An 18,731-nucleotide genomic window follows, 5' to 3' on the forward strand; every position below is an offset into this window, starting at 1 on the left:
ATTCATGGGAGGCGGCGGGTTAAGGTCACGCTCTGAGAGATCTTGTGTGGAGGTGCCCGGTATGGAGAACAGTGAGCCCGTGCGCCGGGGACGGCCGCCTGGCACCCGGTCCGCCGAGGGCGAGCTCACCCCCCGCCAGCAGGACATCGTCCGTTTCATCGCCGACACCGTCCAGCGGCAGGGCTACCCGCCGTCCATGCGCGAGATCGGCCAGGCCGTCCGTCTCGCCAGCACGTCCTCCGTCGCGCACCAGCTGATGACGCTGGAGCGCAAAGGCGTCCTGTACCGCGATCCGCACCGGCCGCGGGCCTACCGCGTGCAAGTCTCCGCGGCCCCGGAAACGAGTGCTCCGGCCGAGCCGCCCGTTCGGGTGCCGCTGGTCGGCCGCATCGCCGCCGGCGCGCCGCTGCTCGCCGAGGAGATGGTCGAGGACGTCTACACGCTGCCGCGCCAGCTGGTCGGCGAAGGCGAGTTCTTCGCCCTGACGGTGTCCGGCGACAGCATGATCGACGCGGCGATCTGCGACGGGGACATCGTCACCGTGCGGCGCCAGGACAGCGCCGACCACGGCGACATCGTCGCCGCCCTCCTCGAGGACGAGGCCACGGTCAAGGTGCTGCGTCGCCAGGTGGGGCAGGTCTGGCTCATGCCCCGCAACCCCGCCTACGATCCGATCCCCGGAGACCAGGCGCAGATCCTCGGCAAGGTCGTGAGCGTGATGCGCGCGCTGTGAGCGCGGTACACGCCGGGCCGCTCAGTGACCGGGTGCGTCGTCCGGCTGGATGTCGGCGAACTCCCACCAGGCGAGCGGCAGCCAGTCTCCGTCGACGAAGCCGTCGACGGAGCCCCCGGTGCCTCGTATGGCCACTCGGGTGCCCTCCGGGTAGGTGGTGCCGGACAGGCCGGTGACTGCCACGAGCAGGGTTCCGAGACGTCGCGACAAAATAATCAATCCTTCCGGAACTGCGCAGAACGGACTCTGCGTCCTCTGGGTGCAAATCGTCTCATCATGTACCAGCCTGGTATATGAGCCACAGCACAGAAGACCGATCGATTTCGCGGGCCTGTCGCTGGAAGGGCAGTGGGCCCTCGGCATCGTCTTCCTCACTGTGACCGCGCTTTTACGTCCAGTGGAGGTGCTTGAGGATGAGGGCTGTCGTGTACAAGGGACCGTTCGAGGTGGCGGTCGAGCAAGTGGAGGATCCCAGGATCCAGCACCCGAACGACGCGCTCGTACGTGTCACGTCGACCGCCATCTGCGGTTCGGACCTGCACATGTACGAGGGCCGCACCGCAGCGGAGCCGGGGATCGTCTTCGGTCACGAGAACCTCGGAGTCATCGAGGAGACCGGCGACGGAGTCACCACGCTCAACCGCGGGGACCGGGTCGTCATGCCCTTCAACGTGGCCTGCGGATTCTGCAAGAACTGCACGGCCGGCTTCACGGGTTTCTGCCTGACGGTGAACCCGGGCTTCGCCGGAGGTGCCTACGGCTACGTCGCGATGGGCCCCTACACGGGAGGACAGGCGGAGTACGTACGGGTGCCGTACGCCGACTTCAACTGCCTGAAGCTCCCCGAGGGCAATGAGCAGGAGACCGACTTCGTTCTTCTCGCCGACATCTTCCCGACCGGCTATCACGGCAACGAGCTGGCCGACGTCCGCCCAGGTGACAGCGTCGCGGTGTACGGCGGTGGCCCGGTCGGACTCATGGCCGCCTATTCCGCGATGCTGCGCGGCGCGAGCAAGGTGTTCGTGGTCGACCGGGTGACGGAGCGGCTCCAGAAGGCCGAGGAGATCGGCGCCATACCGATCAACTTCACCGAGGGCAACCCGGCGCAGCAGATCAAGGAGCAGATGGGAGGCGAAGGCACGGACAAGGGCATCGACGCCGTCGGCTACCAGGCCCAGGCCACGGGGAAGGAGGGCAAGGACCGCGAGGAACCGGCGACCGTACTGAACTCGCTCGTCGAGACGGTCCGGGCGACGGGCGCGCTCGGCATCCCCGGCCTGTACGTCCCGCGCGACCCCGGCGGACCGGACGAGCAGGCCAAGCAGGGCATGCTCATGGTCTCCATCGGGCGCCTCTTCGAGAAGGGGCTGCGCATGGGCACCGGTCAGTGCAACGTCAAGCGCTACAACCGTCACCTGCGTGACCTGATCATCGAGGGCCGTGCGCGGCCGAGCTTCGTCGTCTCGCACGAGCTGCCGCTCGACCAGGCGCCGACGGCGTACGAGAAGTTCGACAAGCGGGTCGAGGGTTACACCAAGGTCGTCCTTCACCCGCAGGCGTAGGAACACCGTCCGGCGGGCGACTGTCGCGGACCGTCCGACGGGCGCTTCTGAGAAATACCCCCTGGGGTATCTGTGTTAGCGTGCAGATACCCCGGGGGGTAATTTCACGCTGAAGGGAGCGCCAGGTGTACTTCGTCGACACCATCGAGACGGCAGGGATCGGGAACCGCGGCTACCTCGCCGGCGGCGAGCGAACGGCGGTGGTCGTCGATCCACCCCGGGACATCGACCGGGTGATCGCGGCGGCGGCCCGGCGCGGGGTGCGGATAGCCCATGTCGTCGAGACGCACATCCACAACGACTACGTCACCGGCGGTCCGGAACTGGCCCGCGTCACCGGTGCCGCCTACCTCGTCCCGGCCGGTGCCCGCGTCTCCTTCGAGCGGGTGCCCGTGCGCGACGGGGACACCACGGCCGTCGACCCCGGCTCCGGGCTGAACCTGCGGGCGATGGCCACCCCGGGCCACACCCCGCACCACACCGCCTACGTCCTGGAGCACGACGGGACGGCCGTCGCGGTGTTCACCGGCGGCTCGCTGCTGATCGGCGCGGTGGGCCGCCCCGACCTGGTCGAGCCGCGGCTGACCGAGCGGCTGGCCCGTGCCCAGCACGCCTCGGTCCACCAGCTGGCCGCCGAACTCCCCGACGACACAGAGGTGTTGCCCACCCACGGCTTCGGCAGTTTCTGCGCCTCCGGCCCGGTCGCGGGCAGCGCCACGACGGTCGGCAAGGAGAAGGCGGGCAACGACGCGCTCACCCAGGACGTGGACGCCTTCGTCGCCGCTCTGCTGGCCGGGCTCGACGACATCCCCGCCTACTACGCGCACATGAACCCCGCCAACGCCGCCGGCCCCGCCCCGCTCGACCTGACGCCACCCGCCGTGGCCGACGCCGACGACATCGCCACCCGGCTCGCCGCCGGCGAATGGGTGGTCGACCTGCGCAGCCGGGCCGCGTTCGCCCAGGGACATGTCGCGGGGTCCTTCAACTTCGCGGCTGAGGGGCAACTCGCCACGCATCTGGCCTGGTTGATCCCCCCGGGGAAGCCGGTGACGCTGCTCGCCGAGTCGGCCGGACAGCTCGCCGCCGCCCAGCGCGAACTGGCACGCGTCGGCATCGACCGGCCCGCCGCCGCCGCCACGGGCGCGCCGTCGGACTGGGTGCGCGAGGGGGAGCGCCCGAGCTCCTTCCCACGGGCCACGTTCGCCGACCTCGCCGGCCGGCGCACGGATCACGGGACGGTCGTACTGGACGTCCGCCGCGACTCCGAACGGGCCGGCGGCTTCATCGCCGGATCGGTCCACATCCCGCTCCACCACCTGCGCCCCCGGCTCCGCGAGATCCCCGACGCAGAGGTGTGGGTGCACTGCGCCGGCGGGACGCGCGCCGCCATCGCCGCGTCACTGCTGGACGCGGCCGGCCGTGCCGTCATCGCCGTCGACGACTCCTTCGACGCCGCCGAGCGGGCCGGACTGGTCGTACGCGAGGGTGCGACGGGGCCGGGGTGCGCGGGGAGCGAGACGGGCCGATGACCTCGTTCCACCACCCCGCGGGCGAAGGCCTGGCCACCGGAGATCAGGGTGGGGACGGCAAGGTCGCGTGAGTGCTCTGATACTCGCCCTGGCCGCCGGGGCCGTCGTCGGTGTGGCGCTCGGTGCGCTCGGGGGCGGCGGCAGCGTCCTGGCCGTGCCCGCCCTGGTCTACCTGCTCGGTTTCACCCCGGTCGCGGCCACCACCGCGAGCCTGGTCGTCGTCGGTGTCACCTCGGCCGCCGCGCTGGCAGCGCACGCGCGCGAGGGCCGTGTCCGCTGGGGCACGGGGCTGCTGTTCGCGGCGGCCGGCACCGTGCCGGCGATGCTGGGCGGCGCGGCCGCCGGACGGATGCCGGACACGGTGCTGACCGGAGGCTTCGCCGTGGTCGCGGCCGTGGCCGCGATCCGGATGCTGCGCCCGCCCCCGGCGACGGAACCCCACCGCCCGCCACGGCCCGGGCGGGCGGCGGCGGCCGGTGCGGGCCTCGGTGCCGTCACCGGAGTGCTCGGTGTCGGCGGCGGCTTCCTCGCCGTACCGGCCCTCGTGGGCGTGGTCGGCCTGCGGATGCGGGCGGCGGTGGGCACCAGCCTGCTGGTCATCACCGTCAACTCGCTGGCCGCCCTCGCGTCGCGGGCCGGGACGGCCGACGGACTGGACTGGGCCCTCGTCGGCCCGTTCGCCGGGGCGGCGATCCTCGGCGCGTGGGACGGCAAACGCCTGGCCACGAAGGTGTCCGGGCCCGCGCTGCAACGGATCTTCGCCCTGGTGCTGCTGGCCGTGGCCACCTTCATGCTGATGGACGCGGTGGCCGTCTGATGTGTACGCCCACGGACGCGCGCGGGCGGCGCCTCACGCCAGCGACAGGAACAGCTTCTCCATGCGGGCGCGCATCTGCTCGGCGTCCTCGCCGTTCTTGCGGCCGGACTCGATGTCGGCCACGCAACTCTGGAGACCGGTCGCGATGATCGCGAAGCCGGCGCGGTCGAGGGCGCGGGACGCGGCGGCCAGCTGTGTGATCACGTCCTCGCAGTCACGGCCTTCCTCGATCATCCGGATCACTCCCGAGATCTGACCCTGCGCACGGCGCAGCCGGTTCAGTACGGACTTGAGTTCGGCTCCGGCGAGATCCAGCTCCACGACCACTCCTCGATATATACCCCTGGGGGTACTGTACGTCCCGTTTCGGGACGGCGTCGACCACCGGGATCACCCACCACCAAGGATCACACCTGTCATGACCGCTCCGGTCACGCCTTCCGCCCTCACCGTCGGCGAGGCGCACGCCCGGCTGTCCGGGTTCACCGTCATCGACGTGCGCACCCCCGGTGAGTACGCCTCCGGTCACCTGCCCGGCGCCCTGAACGTCCCCCTCGACCACATCGGCCGTGTGCTCCCCGGCATCCGTCACGCCGCCGAACACGGCGATGTCCTCGTCGTCTGCGCCTCCGGCGCCCGCTCCCGGAAGGCCTGCGAGCTGCTGGCCGAGCAGGGCGTGCGCAGCGCCACCCTCGTCGGTGGCGCCGGAGCCTGGGCGGCCGCCGGCCACGATCTCCAGCGCCCCGCGGGCCGCGCCGCCCGGGCCGGCTGGAGCATGGAGCGCCAGGTGCGTCTCACGGCCGGCACGCTCGTACTCCTCGGCCTGGGCCTCGGCCTGCTCCACCCGGCGTTCCTGATCCTGTCGGCGGGCGTCGCGGGCGGGCTCGTCCTCTCCGCGCTCACCGGTACCTGCGGTATGGCCCTCGTCCTCGCCAGGCTGCCCCACAACCGCCCGCGCACCGCCGACCTCGACGCGGCGTCGGCGGCCCTGCACGGCAGGTGAGCGCACGCGTCACGGCCGGTGGGCGCACGCGTCACGGCCGGTGGGCGCACGCGTCACGGTGACGCGCGCGCAGGCCGATTCGGCTGATTCAGCCGTGGTGCCGTCACTCCGTCCCGTGGACCATACCGATATGACGCCACGTCACTTACGAGCGGGTCCCGGTCGCGCACTGGCCGCGGTGGTGGCGGTGCTGATTCTCACCGGCACCGCCTGCGACAGCGACAGTCACTCCGACGACCAGGGCCGGGAGCGGCTCACCGTCGCCGCGCTGCCGCTGACCGATGCCGCCGCCCTCTACGTCGCCCGGGACCGGGGGCTGTTCGCGAAGGAAGGGCTGGACGTCCGGATCAAGCCGGTCCAGCAGAGCGTGCAGGCACTGCCCGCCCTGCTGAAGGGGCAGGTCGACGTGATCGCCAGCGCCAACTACGTCACCTACCTCCAGGCCGCCGAAAAGGGCACCGCCGACGTCCGTATCCTCGCCGAGGGCGTCCGGGCCGCCCCGCACATGATGGACGTCCTGGTGGCGAAGGACTCGGCCATCAAGACGCCCGCCGACCTCAAGGGCCGTACGGTCGCGGTCAACCTCCTGAACAACATCCAGTCGCTCACCCTCAACGCGATCCTGGACGCGCAGGGCGCCGGCCGGCCCGTGTACCGGCAGGTCCCGTTCCCCCAGATGGGTCCCGCCCTGCAACGCGGGCAGGTCGACGCCGTGCACGCGGTGGAGCCGTTCGACAGCGCGATCCGCGGCGAGCTGGGGGCCAGGGTGCTGCTCGACGGCGATTCCGGCCCCGCGGCGTCCCTTCCGCTGAGCGGGTACGTCACCACCCGCGCGTTCGCCGCCCGCCACCCGAAGGCCGCGGCGGCCTTCCGCCTGGCCATCACGGCCGCCTCGAAGATCGCCGCCCGGGACCCGTCGGCCGTACGCGCCGAACTGCCCAAGTACACCAAGGTGACCGCGTCCCAGGCCAAGGCCATCCGGCTGCCCGCCTACGCGACCACCTCGGATCCCGCGCAACTGCGCCGGCTGACCCGCCTCATGAAGGAGCAGGGCCTGCTGAACACCTCACTCGACCCCGCCAACCTCCTTGTGACGCTGCCGAGGTGAGGCGCCGTCAGGAGACCGTAGTCCTCGGCGTGACCGGCGTGCTGCTCGCCTTCGGTGTCTGCGAGGCGGTCGGCCGCGCCGGCATCGTCCGCCGCAGCTACCTCCCTCCCGCCTCCGAGGTGCTGGCCCGCGCCACCGAACTGGCCGGCGACCACGCCTTCCTGACCGGCGTCGGCGCCACCCTGCGCGCCTGGGTTCTGGGCCTCGGCCTGGCCTTCGCGATCGCCGTCCCGCTGGGACTGCTCCTGGGCAGCGTGCCGGTCGCGGGCGCCGCCCTCCGCGCGCTCGTCGAGTTCCTGCGCCCGCTGCCGTCCGTCGCCCTCATCCCGCTCGTCTCCCTGCTCCTCGGCTCGGGCACCGAGACCGAGGTCGCCCTCATCACCTACGCGTCCGTGTGGCCGTTGCTGTTCAACACCGTCTACGGACTCGGCGAGACGGACCCGCTGGCCCGGGAGACCCTGCGCGCGTTCGGCTTCGGCCGCCTGGCGGTGCTGCTCCGCGTGGACGTGCCCGGCACCGCGCCGTTCATCGCCGCCGGGCTGCGCATCTCAGCGGCGACCGCGCTGATCCTGGCCGTCGCCACGGAGATCCTCTCCGGCTTCGGCGAGGGTCTTGGCACCTTCATCGCCCAGGCACAACTCGCGACGGACGGCACGCGGGACGTCCTCGCGGGCGTGGTGTGGGCGGGCACGCTCGGCGTACTCGTCAACTGGCTCCTGGTGCGCGCCGAGCGCCGGCTGTTCCCGTGGACACCGGAGCACCGGCGGGTTCCGCGGGTCCGGGCGGCGAAGCGCCCATGACCGGCACCCGTCACGCCCTTCTGCGGTGGCTCGTCCTCGTGGTCTGTGCCGGTGTCTGGCAACTGGCCGCCGTGAACCACCACAGCGTGTTCTTCCCGCCCCCGTCGCGGATCCTCCGGCACGCCGGGGACCTGTGGTTCTCGGGCCCGGCACGGCACGCGTTCCTCTCCGACGCGGCCATCGGCGACGTGCTGCCCAGCCTCGGCCGGATGACCGCGGGCTTCGCGCTCGCCGCCCTCACCGGTATCACCCTCGGGCTCCTCATCGGCCGCTCGCGGCGGGCGTACGCGCTGTGCGACCCGGTCCTCCAGTTCGCGCGGGCCGTCCCGCCCCCGGCCCTGGTGCCGGTGTTCGTGGTCGTACTCGACTTCGGTACGCCGATGCAGCTGACGTCGATCGCGTCCGGCGCCCTGTGGCCGGTGCTGGTCGACACGGCGGAAGGGGCCCGTGCCGTCGACCCGCTGCGGCTCGACGTCGCGGCCGTGCTGCGGCTGACCGCGGCCGAGCGGCTGCGGCTGCTGATCCTGCCCTCCGCGCTGCCACGCGTCTTCGCCGGCCTGCGGCTGAGCCTGTCGCTCTCCCTGATCCTGATGGTCTTCTCCGAACTGCTGCCCGGCACCGCCGACGGCATCGGGTTCACGCTCACCGACGCCCAGTCCCGCTCCGACCTGCTGACGGTGTGGGCGGTCCTGGTGCTGCTCGGCGCCCTCGGGTACCTGCTCAACACCGGCCTGCTGGCCGTCGAGAAACGACTGGTGGGCAGGGCCCGCGCCGGATGGAGGCCGATATGAGGAGCCTGCGGGACGACCGTCCGGAGGGGACCGTCCTCGACGCCGTCGTCCGATTCCTGCGCGATACCGGGATGACGACGGTCTTCGGCAACCCGGGCTCCACCGAACTGCGCATGCTGCGCGACTGGCCCGGCGACTTCACCTACGTGCTCGGCCTCCAGGAGGCCACGGTCGTCGCCATGGCCGCCGGTCACGCCCTGGGCACCCGCAGCGCGGCCCTCGTCAGCCTGCACTCGGCGGGCGGGGTCGGCCACGCCCTCGGAGCCGTCTTCAACGCCCACCGCGACCGGGTCCCGCTCGTCGTCGTCGCCGGCCAGCAGTCCCGGTCGCTGCTCCGGCTGCGCCCGTTCCTCGGCGCCGACGAGCCCGCCCAGTTCCCCCGCCCGTACGTGAAGTTCTCCCGCCAGCCCGAACGCGCCGCCGACGTCCCCGCCGTGCTCGCCGAGGCCCACCGCATCGCGATGACCCACCCGCGCGGCCCCGCCTTCGTCTCCGTCCCCGAGGACGACTGGGACCAGCCGGCCGACCCCGTGGCACCCCGCACACTGCACGCCGGCTTCACCGCGGGCCCCGAAGCCCTGGCCGCGCTCGCCGGCCGCCTGACGGGCTGCGCCCGCCCCGCGCTGGTGATCGGCCCCGGCGTGGACGACGAGGACGCCCTGCCGGAGGCGGTCGCCCTGGCCGAGCGGACCAGAGCCGCGGTGTGGATGAGCCCGCTCTCGGGCCGCTCCGGCTTTCCCGAGTCGCACCCCCTCTTCCAGGGCTTCCTGCCTCCCGTCGCGGGCCCACTGGCCGACCGGCTGGCCCCGTACGACGTGGTGGTGGCCCTCGGCGCACCCGTGTTCACCTACCACGTCGCCGACGACGGCCCGCCCCTGCACCCGGGCACGGCCCTCTTCCACCTGGACTGCGACCCGGCACAGGCCGCCTGGCTGCCCACCGGCACGAGCATCGTCACCACGCTCAAGCCCGCCCTGACCCTCCTGGCCGCGCTGACGCGACAGGCCGACCGGCCACCGCCCCCGCCCCGCACGGTACCCCCGGCGGTGTCCGCCGACGGCGCGAAGATCACCCCCGAACTGCTCCTGGACCTCCTGCGGGAACGACTGCCGGGCGATCGGGTCCTCGTCGAGGAGGCCCCCAGCCACCGGGACGAGCTCCACGCGCGCGTGCCCGTCGACCTTGCGGGCGGCTTCCTCACCACCGGCAGCGGTGCCCTGGGCTGGGGCCTGCCGCTCGCCGTCGGCCGCGCCCTGGCCGACCGCCGCCGCGTGGTGTGCGTCCTCGGGGACGGATCGGCGCTCTACTCCGTCCAGGCGCTGTGGACCGCGGCCCGCCACCGGGCCCCGGTGACGTACGTGATCCTGGACAACGGCGGCTACGCGGCCGTCCGCGCCCTGGGCCGCCGCATCGGCATCACACCCGTCCCCGGCACGGACATCGGCGGCGTCGACTTCGCCGCCCTGGCCGCCTCCCTCGGCTGCCCCGGCGCCGAGGTCAGGCATCCGGCTGAGCTGCCCGCCGCCCTGGACCGGGCGCTCGCCGCCGGCGACGAGGACGGCCCGTACCTCCTCCACGTCCGCGTCACCCCCACCGAGGACGCCCTGTACACCGAACCCCGGGGCCGGTGAGCCGCCGCCGTGCTCCGACTCGACGCCCTCGGCCAGCGCTACGGCGACCACCAGGTCCTGCACGACATCAGCCTCACCGTGCCGGACGGCCAACTCCTGTGCGTGGTAGGCCCCTCCGGCTGCGGGAAGTCCACCCTGCTGCGCACCGTCGCCGGCCTGCTCCCCGCCGCCGAGGGCACGGTCACCGTCGACGGCACACCCGTCACCGGCGTCCCCGACCGCATGTCGGTCGTCTTCCAGGACTACGCCCGTTCCCTGCTGCCCTGGCTGACGGTCCGCGACAACGTGGCCCTGCCACTGCGCCGCCGGGGACTTCGCCGCGCCGCCCGCCGCGCCGAGGCCGAGGACATCCTGGACCGCGTCGGCCTCACCGGCACCGCCGACCGCCATCCCTGGCAGCTCTCCGGCGGCATGCAGCAACGCGTCGCGATCGCCCGGGCGTTGATCGGCCGCCCGTCCCTGCTCCTGATGGACGAGCCGTTCGGCTCGCTCGACGCCCAGACCCGCGAGGACCTGGAAGACCTCCTCGTGGAGGTGCACCGCACGGACGGCGCGACGATCGTCCTCGTCACCCACGACATCGACGAGAGCGTCTACGTCGGTGATCGCGTCGTCGTCCTGTCCCCGGCACCGGCCGCCCACATCGTCCTCGACCAGCCGATCGACCTGCCCGATCCGCGCGAGCAGCTCACGACCCGGGGATCACCGGAGTTCGCCGGCCTCCGGTCGAAGATCGGCCGGGCGGCCCGCACCCCGGCCACCTCGTGAGGTCCGGCCCCCGCGGCACTGGAGGACCTCCGTGCGCGGCTGCGTAATCCGTTGGCGCAGCCGGGAGTTGGCGTGCCAGCCTGGTGCGCCATGGAACAGGATGTGTGGACCGAGCAGGTGGCCCGGACGTACGACGAGTCGTCCGCGTACATGTTCGCGCCCGAGGTGCTGGAGCCCGCGGTCGGGTTCCTGGCGCGCCGCGCGGAAGGCGGGCCGGTGCTGGAGTTCGCGGTCGGCACGGGGCGGGTCGCGCTGCCGCTGCGGGAGCGGGGCGTGGCCGTCAGCGGGATCGAGCTGTCGGAGCCCATGGTGCGGGAACTGCGCCGCAAGCCCGGCGGGGACGCCATGCCGGTGACACCGGGAGACATGGCCCGGGTGCGGGTGCCGGGCGAGTTCAGCCTCGTCTACCTGGTCTACAACACCATCAGCAACCTGCTCACCCAGGACGAGCAGGTCGCCTGCTTCCGCAACGCCGCCCGCCATCTGCGTCCCGGTGGCCGGTTCGTCATCGAGGTCGGCGTGCCCGACCTGCAACGGCTGCCGCCGGGGGAGAGCGCCCGGCCCTTCCACGTCGGTGAGCACCACGTCGGCTTCGACACCTACGACCTGGTCGACCAGCGCCTGGTCTCCCACCACTACCGCCTCACCGACGGGCGGGCCGAGACGTTCCGCTCCCGCCACCGCTTCGTGTGGCCCTCCGAGCTGGACCTGATGGCCCGTCTCGCGGACCTCGAACTCCGCGAGCGGTGGGCCGACTGGAACGAGACCCCGTTCACGGCGGACAGCAGGGCGCACGTGTCCGTGTGGCAGAAGCCGGACGCCGTGGGTCAGTAGCCGACGCGGAAGGTCGCGTCCTGCTGCTCGGTGGCGGTGGAGACCGGGTCGACGCGCAGGGCGTAGTCGTAGTGGCGGATGTAGCGGGTCGGGTTGTTGTAGGAGCGGAAGGACGACCAGCTCGCGTCGGCCAGGCCCGCCGTCCGGTGGAAGGTGGCGTCCGCCGCGAACGCCGACGTGCCGTCGTTCACGTCGAGTCGCAGTTGGTAGTCGTAGTGCCGCAGGTAGCGGGTCGGGTAGTTGACCGACTGGAAGGAGACTCCCGAGCTGTCCGCGAGGCCGGGGACGAGCTTCCACTGCGAGTCGGTGTACGGGTCGAAGGGGTACTCGTCGATACGGCCCACGAAGTCGGAGTGGCGGACGTAACGGGCCGGGTAGTTGTAGGACTTGAGTCGGTTCCAGGCGGGGGCGCCCCACGTGGCGACGAGGTTGTCGTACTGGGTGGCGGTGATCGTGGTGATGCCGCAGTGCTTGGAGTTGACCGGCTGGGTGTAGGTTTTCTGGTCCAGTGCCGTCCAGGTGCCCGCCGAGAGGTCGCTGGACTGCCAGGCGTAGAAGACGCCGTTGGGGGTGTAGGTGTCCCCCCACAGGTACCAGGTGCCGGCCGTCAGGGACTTGACGAGTGTCGGGGCCTCGGTGCCGCCGTGGGCGGCCGGGGTGCTGAAGACGGTGAAGCTGCCCGGGTCCAGCGAGGTGGAGCGGGCGCCGACGAGGGTCTGGTCCTTCTTGAAGTACAGGTAGTTGACGCCGTTCACGCCGACGGCCATGTCGCCGTCGATGACGTCGTAGCCGGGGTCGAAGAAGACCTGGGGAGCGGAGACGGTGACGAAGTCGGTCGTGTGGTTGACCATGATGACGTTGTGGCCGCTGCTGTTGACCGCGGAGTAGATGAGCGCGTACTGGCCGCGGCCGGCGTCCCAGAACGCCTCCGGCGCCCAGCAGTGCGTGTCCATGTCGTGCAGCCTGAGCCGGTGGTAGCCGGTGAAGGTGCGCAGGTCGGTCGAGTTCCACACGTGCACGTACTGGCTGACGTAGCTCCAGTCGGTGCCCTTGAGGTCGGTGGCGAGGACGACGAAGGTGCCGTCCTGTTTGCGCAGGATGAACGGGTCGCGCAGGCCGAGCGCCCCCTCGGTGGGGGTGACCACGGGGTTGTTCTGGTTGAGCGGTGTCCAGTTCAGCGAGTCCTTGCTGACGGCGAGGTGGAGGCCGTAGTCGGTGCCGGTGCCGTTCGGGGACTCGGTGAAGTAGCCCATGACGTACGCGGAGTCGGCGGCGTGGGCGGTGCCGGTGCCCAGGGTCAGCGCGCCGGTCATGGCCAGGGGAGCGGTGGCGGCCGCGCGCAGGACGAGTCGACGGCTGGGGAGGGGGCGGCTCATACGTACTCCAGTGGTCGATGTCGATCGATATGTCGAACGAGGTTCGGAGAGGCGATCAGAAGGTAGGGCGTGGCCATGTGCGCGTCAATCACTCCGCTCATCCTTTGTGATTTCTGTGGGGCGGAAGGTGCGGGCGGGTGGGCCGTTGACATGTGTCAGCCGCCGAACCCACGGTTGCCGGAACGTTCCCGAGTTCCTGACCAGCGCCGAGTACTACATGTCGTTCGTCTTAGGCGTGGTGGAGCAGGCCGCCCGCGCCGGTCTGAACGTCACCCTGCTGTCCTCCGGGAACCTGCCCAAGGGCGGGGCGGTGCCCCAGGTCGACGGGCTGGTGCTGTGCGATCCGGCGCCCGAGGACCCGATGGTCCGGCGGCTCATGGACTCCGGGCTGCCGGTCGTCACCGCCGAGCGGTACGTCGGCGGCAAGGAGCCGGCCGGGGTCGTCTGGACCGACCACGAGGCGTCGATGACCGAACTGCTGGACCACCTCCGCGACAGCGGAGCCCGCCGTCCGGCCCTCATCGCCTCCGGCGCCACCTCCGACTGGTCCCTCACCCTCCAGCGGACCCATGCCCGCTGGTGCGCCGGCAACGGTCTGCCGACGATCGTGCGGAAGACGCCCTACGAAGCCGGCCCGGACCAGGTCCGGTACGCCGTACGGAAGCTGCTCGCCGAGGAACCCGGGATCGACGCCCTGGTGTGCGCCCCCGACGGCGCCGCCGCCGCATGCCTGCCCGCACTCCGCGCTGCGGGCCGCACCGTCGGCGCGGACCTGCTGCTGGCGTCGTGCGTGGACTGCTCGGCGATGCGGACGGCGGAACCGCCGATCACGGCGATCGACCTCCGGCCACGGGACATGGGGACCGAGAGTGCCCGCCTGCTGTGCGAGCTCCTGTCCGGCGACGCGCCCGTGGGGACGGTGCGCGGCCTGCCCGTCGCGCTGAACATCCGGGCGTCGACCCGACGGCTCGGCCCACCGCGGACCGGGACCCGGGGTCAGGCGACCTGACCGCCCACTCCCGAGCGCCCGTCGGGGACGGCCAGCAGCCCGACCGTCACCTGTTCGCGGACCTCTTCGCCGAGCACGCCGGCCACCGCTTCGGTGATCGACGCGATCAGCCGCGCGGGTGCGTCCGGCACCTTCGGGTGCCGGTAGGCCGCTTCGCGCAGGCTCAGCGTGACGTTCGGGGCGGCCTGGCCGGACGGTACCCCGCCGATGCCGCGCCGGTGCGGGGGGATGCCGATGAGGTCGACCGCGACCAGGCGCCCGAACCGCTCGCCGTAGACGGAGCCCACCGCGTCCGTCAGCCCGCTGATCAGGCCCTCCTCCACCTTCTCGTCCAGGGCGGTCTCACTGATGTGCACGGTGAAGTGAGGCATGGTGGAATCTCCGTTCGTGCCCGCGGACACGGGCAGTCGACGTCTGATGTCTTTGTGAGCAAAGCATCTTTGCTGGCAAAGGTAAATGGTGAGGGGTACAGGATGGCCGGATCCGCGCGGCGCGAGGCCGGAGCGGGTGAAGTGGACTCCGTGGTACGCGAGTTGCTGTTGCTGATGCCTCGGATGGCGAGCCGGGTGAAGCGCATTCCCGTGCCCGAGGCGCTGCGGACGCAGTCCTTGGCGCCCCGTCACCTCTCCTTGCTCTCCTGCCTGTTGTTCGACGGGCCCACGACCGTCAACGAACTGGCCGCGCGGCTGGAGGTGGCGCCCACCACGGTCAGCCTGATGGTGGGGGACCTGAGCGGCAAGGGCATCCTGGAGCGGCACGAGGACCCGGCCGACCGGCGACGCCGGATCGTGGCCATCGCCCCCGACCAGCACGACGCGATCGCGGCCTGGCTCGCCCCCGGCGCCGCCGCCTGGCGCCGCGTGCTCACACCGCTGGCGCCGGCGCAGCGGCGCCTCTTCGTCGAGACCCTGCGCGCCTACGAGGCCGCGGTGGAGGAGGAACGCGAGCGCTGAAGCGCGCCGGAGGGGGAACGCCGCCTCAGCGGCCCGAGTCCCAAGTGACTCGACCGGCAAGGAGATTCACGTGACCGACATCGACCCGCAGGACGTGGCCGACCGCTGCATCGCACAGTGGAACCTCCCGGAAGGCCACCGAACGCCGCGCGGCCATCGAGCGGCTGTGGGCCGAGGACGGCACCCATATCCTCCAGCCGCCCGAGGAGATGCGGCGGATCGCCGCGGAACTCGGCTTCGAGCACACGACGTCGGAGGCCCAGGGGTACGACGCCATCGAGACCCGGGTGGCACGAAGCCACGAGCGTTTCGTTGAGAAGGAGGGAATCACGTTCCGGGCGTGCGGCGACGCGGTACGCCTCCACGGCGTGGTCAGGTTCGGCTGGGAGGCCGTGTCCGCCGAAACCGGCGACGTGGCGGGCGGCGGCTCGGAGATCCTCGTGCTCGACGAGACCGGGCGGATCAAGACCGACTACATGTTCCCCGGCGCCTGACCTCCAGCGGCCGAGGCCAGTGGCCCGGCGGCCGCCGAGAGCGCCTCGGCCGTCGCCGGGTCGGCCGGCAGGAACGCCTCCAGCTTCAGCTCCGCGAGTGTGACGTCGACGGCGGTGGCGAAGGTCGTCACGGTCGTCATCAGGCTCAGCTCACCGTACGAGGACCGCAGACGGAGCGGAACCGCGAAACCGAGGTGGCCCGCGGACGGCTCCAACTCGGGCACGTATGCCGTGAGTTCCTCGCGCAACTCCGCCAGGTGGCCGAGACGCGCCAGGATGTGGCGCGCCCATTCGGCGAGGTTGCTGATGCGGGGAGCCAGGCCGTCCGGGTGCAGCGCGAGGCGGTAGACGTTCGTGCCCGGGCCCAGCAGTTCGGGAGCCACCTCTTCGGTGATCACGTCGAACGCGGTGTTCGCCGCGATCAGATCACCGCGCCGGTCCACCACCAGCGCCGGATACGGCAGATGCCCGCGCAGGATGTTGTCGATCGCCGTGCGCACGGGTGCCAGCACCGGGTCGTCGAGTGAACTCTCGGGGTAGGCGGGCGCGTACCCGGCGGCCAGCAGCAGTTCGTTGCGCTCCCGCAACGGCAGTTCCAGCGACTCGGCCAGCCGCACGACCATGTTCCGGCCGGGGGCGGACCTGCCGGATTCGATGAAGCTGAGGTGCCGCTGGGTGGTGCCCGCCAGCAGCGCCAGGTCGAGCTGGCTGAGATGACGGCGGGTACGGCGTTCGCGAAGCGCACGAGGGAAGTCCACGGGCCTGTTGTAACGGCCCGGGCGGCCTCCGGGCCATTCCCCCCGGGGAATTGTCGCCATACGCCGCGGCGATGAACATCGGCGGCATGGACATCGGTGTACTGCTTCCGACCGGAACCGCCCAGTGGGGCGAGGCCGACGACCCCCGCACCCTCGTCGGCTTCGGCCGCCGGGCCGAACGCCTGGGCTTCTCCTCCCTCTTCGTCAACGACTCACTGATCAGCCCGCGCATCGAAGCCCTTACGATGCTGGCCGCGCTCGCCCCGGCGACCGAGACCGTGACCCTGGGAACGGCCGCGCTGATGCCGTTCCTGCGCCGGCCGGTCCAGGCCGCGCAGTCGCTGGCGTCGATCGACCTGTTGTCCGCCGGCCGGCTCACCGTGACCGTCGGCGCCGGCTTCCCCGGCCGCTTCGGACGGCCTCTCTACACCCTGTCCGAGGTGCCGTGGGAGCGGCGCTTCGCCCGCCTGGACGAGACGGTGACCCTGTGGCGGGCCCTGTGGGACGGCGCCGGCTCCTTCCACGGCGAGATCCTCCGTTTCGACGACCTCCCACCCGCGACCAGACCCTCCCGGGCCGACGGCCCGCCCATCTGGCTCGGCGGCGCCACCCCGGCGGCGCTGGCCCGCACCGGCCGGCTGTACGACGGATGGCTGCCCTACCCGCCCGACCCCGCCGACTACGCCTCCGGGCTCCGCGACATCCGTACGGCGGCGGCCGACGCCGGACGGTCGGCCGAGGACATCACCCCTGCCCTGTTCGTGTCGGTGCGGATCGACGACGACGTCGAGAGCGGCCGCCGGGCACTGGACGCGTACGCGCGGGCCGCATACGGCATGCCGCTCGAGGAGCTGGAGAAGATCCAGGCGGTCGTCACCGGCTCGGCCGACCAGGTGCTGACGGGTCTACGGCGCTACGTCGCCGCCGGCGCCCGGCACATCGTCGTCCGCCTCGGCGCCCTGGGTCTGTCCTCGCAACGCGACCAGCTCGAACGGGTGGCGGACCTGATCCCGGCCGTAGCGGCCACGGCTCACTCGTGCTGAGCGGCGAACCGAGCGAGTCGCTGCGCCAACTCCTGCACGAGAACGCGTAGTTCGGTCGGCCTCCGTACCACGAACGGGCAGTCGAGCCCGGCGATCAGAGGCGGGATCCAGTCCAGCCGCTCCGCGCGGAGCCGGACACGGAACCACCTCCCGTGCTCGTCGACGAGCGCGATGCCCTCGGGGAACCTCGACCTGATGTGCTCCCGTGTGCCCTGCACGAGGATCTCGACCTCGTGGGTCCACGGGGTCTCGGCGAGCGTCGCCAGCGTGTGCGACGCGGCGTCGAAGTTCTCGGGCCGGTCGAAGGAGCCCGGCAGCACGCGCACGTCACCTGCCCGGTCCACCCGGAAGGTCCGCACGTCTCCCGATTCGGCATCCGCGCCGGTGACGTACCAGCGGCCCGAGTGGGCCACGAGACCGTAGGGGTGGACGACCCGGTGACTGACCCTGCCGTCACGGCTGCGGTACTCCATCGCCACCGGGTGCCGGTCGGCGGTGGCCTCGGCGAGCGTGAGCAGGACGCGCCCGGCGGGGCCGTCGGCGCCGCGGTCGGCGGTCGCCGTGAACCGTGTCGTGGCCAGCAACGCGTCCAGCCGCCGGCCCAGCGGCTCGGGCAGCACCCGGCGCAGCTTCGCGACGGCGGTGTCGGCGGCGGCGTCGGACGCGGGGACCGGACCCGCCCGCCGCACGGTGATCAGACCGAGCACGGTGGCCAGCGCCTCGTCCTCCGTGAGCATCAGCGGGGGCATCCGGTACCCGCGTGCCAGCCGGTAGCCGCCGTAGCGTCCGCGTACCGACTCGACGGGCACGTCGAGGTCGACCAGGTGATCGACGTACCGGCGGACCGTGCGCTCGTCCACGCCCAGCCGCCCGGCGAGGTGGGCGACCGTATGGACGCCTCCGGCCTGAAGAATCTCGAGGAGGGCGAGCACGCGCGCGGTGGGACGAGTCATGCGGCCAAGTCTCTCCCGGATACCGGGCGGATCCTGTCCGGTATCCGTCCTACGGTCTTGGCAGGACGCGGGACAGTCCCGCGCCGCAGCCCCGCGACACGTCCGAGGAGACCGCCATGCAGTTCGCTTCCATCCGCCTCATCACCGACGACGTCGACCGCATGGTCGAGTTCTACGAGAGGGCGACGGGCCGGACCGCGAAGCGTTTCACCGACGACTTCGCCGAGTTCCGCACCGCCACCGGAGCCCTCGCTCTCGCGAGCGTCCGCACGGTGCGGGCGCTCGGCGCGCGGGCGCCGCGACCGGCAGCCAACGAGAGCGTGATCATCGAATTCCTCGTCGACGACGTGGACCGCGAGTACGACCGGCTCCGCCCGCTCGGCATCGAGTTCGTGACAGAGCCCACGACCCAGCCCTGGGGCAACCGCTCCCTGCTGTTCAAGGACCCCGACGGCAACCTGGTCAACTTCTTCGCACCGGTCAGCCCTGAGGCCGAGCAGCGCCTCCTGGGCGCGGAGTGAGGGCCGGTCCACGCGGGATTGCGGCGGCACCGAACGGGTCCGGAC

Annotated in this window: 22 protein-coding genes; 16 read left to right on the forward strand and 6 right to left on the reverse strand. The window is 72.0% G+C overall.

Annotation, left to right across the window (positions count from 1 at the left end):
- Positions 1–4: 4 nt before the first annotated feature.
- Positions 5–733 (forward strand): transcriptional repressor LexA, encoded by a 729-nt coding sequence (gene lexA, locus ACFY01_RS29245; protein ID WP_390738743.1) that lies wholly within the window; start codon positions 5–7, stop codon positions 731–733.
- 21 nt (positions 734–754) lie between these two features.
- On the opposite strand, the gene ACFY01_RS29250 is transcribed toward lexA, so the two are convergent.
- Positions 755–943, reverse strand: a complete 189-nt coding sequence (locus tag ACFY01_RS29250; RefSeq protein ID WP_361439068.1) for a hypothetical protein — start codon at positions 941–943, stop codon at positions 755–757.
- 203 nt (positions 944–1,146) lie between these two features.
- Between ACFY01_RS29250 and ACFY01_RS29255 the strand changes: the two genes are divergently transcribed.
- From ACFY01_RS29255 to ACFY01_RS29265, 3 genes are all read left to right on the forward strand, one after another.
- Complete coding sequence (locus ACFY01_RS29255; protein WP_390738744.1) at positions 1,147–2,295, forward strand: glutathione-independent formaldehyde dehydrogenase; 1,149 nt, start codon at positions 1,147–1,149, stop codon at positions 2,293–2,295.
- A 125-nt stretch (positions 2,296–2,420) separates the two neighbouring features.
- Entirely contained in the window at positions 2,421–3,827 is a 1,407-nt protein-coding gene (locus tag ACFY01_RS29260; RefSeq protein WP_390738745.1) for a rhodanese-like domain-containing protein, read from the forward strand.
- Between the two features lie 67 nt (positions 3,828–3,894).
- A complete protein-coding gene (locus tag ACFY01_RS29265; protein WP_390738746.1) occupies positions 3,895–4,644 on the forward strand; it encodes a sulfite exporter TauE/SafE family protein in 750 nt (249 codons plus the stop codon).
- A 33-nt stretch (positions 4,645–4,677) separates the two neighbouring features.
- Here the strand turns inward: ACFY01_RS29265 and ACFY01_RS29270 are convergent, their stop codons facing one another.
- The gene (locus ACFY01_RS29270) at positions 4,678–4,965 is read right to left on the reverse strand and encodes a metal-sensitive transcriptional regulator (RefSeq protein ID WP_390738747.1); all 288 of its coding nucleotides are present in this window, start codon (positions 4,963–4,965) and stop codon (positions 4,678–4,680) included.
- Between the two features lie 97 nt (positions 4,966–5,062).
- Here ACFY01_RS29270 and ACFY01_RS29275 point away from each other — a divergent pair, with 97 nt between their 5' ends.
- The 7 genes from ACFY01_RS29275 to ACFY01_RS29305 all read left to right on the forward strand — a co-directional run bounded on the left by ACFY01_RS29275 (position 5,063) and on the right by ACFY01_RS29305 (position 11,579).
- Complete coding sequence (locus ACFY01_RS29275) at positions 5,063–5,647, forward strand: rhodanese-like domain-containing protein (protein WP_390738748.1); 585 nt, start codon at positions 5,063–5,065, stop codon at positions 5,645–5,647.
- A gap of 130 nt (positions 5,648–5,777) precedes the next feature.
- Positions 5,778–6,755, forward strand: coding sequence for an ABC transporter substrate-binding protein (locus tag ACFY01_RS29280; protein WP_390738749.1), 978 nt, complete (start codon positions 5,778–5,780; stop codon positions 6,753–6,755).
- The gene (locus ACFY01_RS29285) at positions 6,752–7,555 is read left to right on the forward strand and encodes an ABC transporter permease (protein ID WP_390738750.1); all 804 of its coding nucleotides are present in this window, start codon (positions 6,752–6,754) and stop codon (positions 7,553–7,555) included. Before ACFY01_RS29280 ends, ACFY01_RS29285 begins: the two co-directional genes overlap by 4 nt.
- A complete protein-coding gene (locus tag ACFY01_RS29290) occupies positions 7,552–8,346 on the forward strand; it encodes an ABC transporter permease (protein ID WP_390738751.1) in 795 nt (264 codons plus the stop codon). Before ACFY01_RS29285 ends, ACFY01_RS29290 begins: the two co-directional genes overlap by 4 nt.
- Complete coding sequence (gene mdlC, locus ACFY01_RS29295) at positions 8,343–9,977, forward strand: benzoylformate decarboxylase (protein WP_390738752.1); 1,635 nt, start codon at positions 8,343–8,345, stop codon at positions 9,975–9,977. Before ACFY01_RS29290 ends, mdlC begins: the two co-directional genes overlap by 4 nt.
- Before the next feature lie 9 nt (positions 9,978–9,986).
- On the forward strand, positions 9,987–10,745 hold the full coding sequence (locus ACFY01_RS29300; RefSeq protein WP_390738753.1) for an ABC transporter ATP-binding protein: 759 nt from the start codon (positions 9,987–9,989) through the stop codon (positions 10,743–10,745).
- Positions 10,746–10,835: 90 nt separating this feature from the next.
- On the forward strand, positions 10,836–11,579 hold the full coding sequence (locus ACFY01_RS29305) for a class I SAM-dependent DNA methyltransferase (protein ID WP_390738754.1): 744 nt from the start codon (positions 10,836–10,838) through the stop codon (positions 11,577–11,579).
- Here the strand turns inward: ACFY01_RS29305 and ACFY01_RS29310 are convergent.
- Positions 11,573–12,955 (reverse strand): glycoside hydrolase family 43 protein, encoded by a 1,383-nt coding sequence (locus tag ACFY01_RS29310; RefSeq protein WP_390738755.1) that lies wholly within the window; start codon positions 12,953–12,955, stop codon positions 11,573–11,575. The genes ACFY01_RS29305 and ACFY01_RS29310 overlap by 7 nt on opposite strands.
- Before the next feature lie 217 nt (positions 12,956–13,172).
- Here ACFY01_RS29310 and ACFY01_RS29315 point away from each other — a divergent pair, with 217 nt between their 5' ends.
- Positions 13,173–13,964, forward strand: coding sequence for a LacI family DNA-binding transcriptional regulator (locus tag ACFY01_RS29315; RefSeq protein WP_390738756.1), 792 nt, complete (start codon positions 13,173–13,175; stop codon positions 13,962–13,964).
- On the opposite strand, the gene ACFY01_RS29320 is transcribed toward ACFY01_RS29315, so the two are convergent.
- Positions 13,952–14,335, reverse strand: coding sequence for a hypothetical protein (locus ACFY01_RS29320; RefSeq protein ID WP_390738757.1), 384 nt, complete (start codon positions 14,333–14,335; stop codon positions 13,952–13,954). The two genes, ACFY01_RS29315 and ACFY01_RS29320, sit on opposite strands and share 13 nt — an antisense overlap.
- A gap of 102 nt (positions 14,336–14,437) precedes the next feature.
- On the opposite strand from ACFY01_RS29320, the gene ACFY01_RS29325 reads away from it, so the two are divergent.
- Positions 14,438–14,917, forward strand: a complete 480-nt coding sequence (locus ACFY01_RS29325; RefSeq protein ID WP_390738758.1) for a MarR family winged helix-turn-helix transcriptional regulator — start codon at positions 14,438–14,440, stop codon at positions 14,915–14,917.
- A 209-nt stretch (positions 14,918–15,126) separates the two neighbouring features.
- Complete coding sequence (locus ACFY01_RS29330; RefSeq protein WP_390738759.1) at positions 15,127–15,411, forward strand: hypothetical protein; 285 nt, start codon at positions 15,127–15,129, stop codon at positions 15,409–15,411.
- Here ACFY01_RS29330 and ACFY01_RS29335 read toward each other — a convergent pair.
- On the reverse strand, positions 15,390–16,169 hold the full coding sequence (locus tag ACFY01_RS29335; RefSeq protein ID WP_390738760.1) for a helix-turn-helix domain-containing protein: 780 nt from the start codon (positions 16,167–16,169) through the stop codon (positions 15,390–15,392). The two genes, ACFY01_RS29330 and ACFY01_RS29335, sit on opposite strands and share 22 nt — an antisense overlap.
- A gap of 86 nt (positions 16,170–16,255) precedes the next feature.
- On the opposite strand from ACFY01_RS29335, the gene ACFY01_RS29340 reads away from it, so the two are divergent.
- On the forward strand, positions 16,256–17,212 hold the full coding sequence (locus ACFY01_RS29340) for an LLM class flavin-dependent oxidoreductase (RefSeq protein WP_390738761.1): 957 nt from the start codon (positions 16,256–16,258) through the stop codon (positions 17,210–17,212).
- Here ACFY01_RS29340 and ACFY01_RS29345 read toward each other — a convergent pair.
- Positions 17,200–18,165 carry a helix-turn-helix transcriptional regulator gene (locus ACFY01_RS29345; protein ID WP_390738762.1) on the reverse strand — a complete coding sequence of 322 codons (966 nt, stop codon included), beginning with the start codon at positions 18,163–18,165 and terminating at the stop codon, positions 17,200–17,202. The genes ACFY01_RS29340 and ACFY01_RS29345 overlap by 13 nt on opposite strands.
- 116 nt (positions 18,166–18,281) lie before the next feature.
- On the opposite strand from ACFY01_RS29345, the gene ACFY01_RS29350 reads away from it, so the two are divergent.
- Entirely contained in the window at positions 18,282–18,686 is a 405-nt protein-coding gene (locus ACFY01_RS29350) for a VOC family protein (RefSeq protein WP_390738763.1), read from the forward strand.
- The last annotated feature ends 45 nt before the right edge of the window (positions 18,687–18,731 follow it).

This window comes from Streptomyces sp. NPDC001480, from assembly GCF_042894725.1.
GTDB lineage: Bacteria > Actinomycetota > Actinomycetes > Streptomycetales > Streptomycetaceae > Streptomyces.

Bases quoted from the DNA above. Each gene is read 5' to 3' on its own strand.
- ACFY01_RS29350 (WP_390738763.1), top strand. From the start codon at position 18,282: ATGCAGTTCGCTTCCATCCGCCTCATCACCGACGACGTCGACCGCATG.
- ACFY01_RS29275 (WP_390738748.1), top strand. From the start codon at position 5,063: ATGACCGCTCCGGTCACGCCTTCCGCCCTCACCGTCGGCGAGGCGCAC.
- mdlC (WP_390738752.1), top strand. From the start codon at position 8,343: ATGAGGAGCCTGCGGGACGACCGTCCGGAGGGGACCGTCCTCGACGCC.
- ACFY01_RS29280 (WP_390738749.1), top strand. From the start codon at position 5,778: ATGACGCCACGTCACTTACGAGCGGGTCCCGGTCGCGCACTGGCCGCG.
- ACFY01_RS29255 (WP_390738744.1), top strand. From the start codon at position 1,147: ATGAGGGCTGTCGTGTACAAGGGACCGTTCGAGGTGGCGGTCGAGCAA.
- ACFY01_RS29310 (WP_390738755.1), bottom strand. From the start codon at position 12,955: ATGAGCCGCCCCCTCCCCAGCCGTCGACTCGTCCTGCGCGCGGCCGCC.
- ACFY01_RS29345 (WP_390738762.1), bottom strand. From the start codon at position 18,165: ATGACTCGTCCCACCGCGCGCGTGCTCGCCCTCCTCGAGATTCTTCAG.
- ACFY01_RS29315 (WP_390738756.1), top strand. From the start codon at position 13,173: ATGTCGTTCGTCTTAGGCGTGGTGGAGCAGGCCGCCCGCGCCGGTCTG.
- lexA (WP_390738743.1), top strand. From the start codon at position 5: ATGGGAGGCGGCGGGTTAAGGTCACGCTCTGAGAGATCTTGTGTGGAG.
- ACFY01_RS29320 (WP_390738757.1), bottom strand. From the start codon at position 14,335: ATGCCTCACTTCACCGTGCACATCAGTGAGACCGCCCTGGACGAGAAG.
- ACFY01_RS29340 (WP_390738761.1), top strand. From the start codon at position 16,256: ATGGACATCGGTGTACTGCTTCCGACCGGAACCGCCCAGTGGGGCGAG.
- ACFY01_RS29325 (WP_390738758.1), top strand. From the start codon at position 14,438: ATGGCCGGATCCGCGCGGCGCGAGGCCGGAGCGGGTGAAGTGGACTCC.
- ACFY01_RS29305 (WP_390738754.1), top strand. From the start codon at position 10,836: ATGGAACAGGATGTGTGGACCGAGCAGGTGGCCCGGACGTACGACGAG.
- ACFY01_RS29330 (WP_390738759.1), top strand. From the start codon at position 15,127: ATGCGGCGGATCGCCGCGGAACTCGGCTTCGAGCACACGACGTCGGAG.
- ACFY01_RS29290 (WP_390738751.1), top strand. From the start codon at position 7,552: ATGACCGGCACCCGTCACGCCCTTCTGCGGTGGCTCGTCCTCGTGGTC.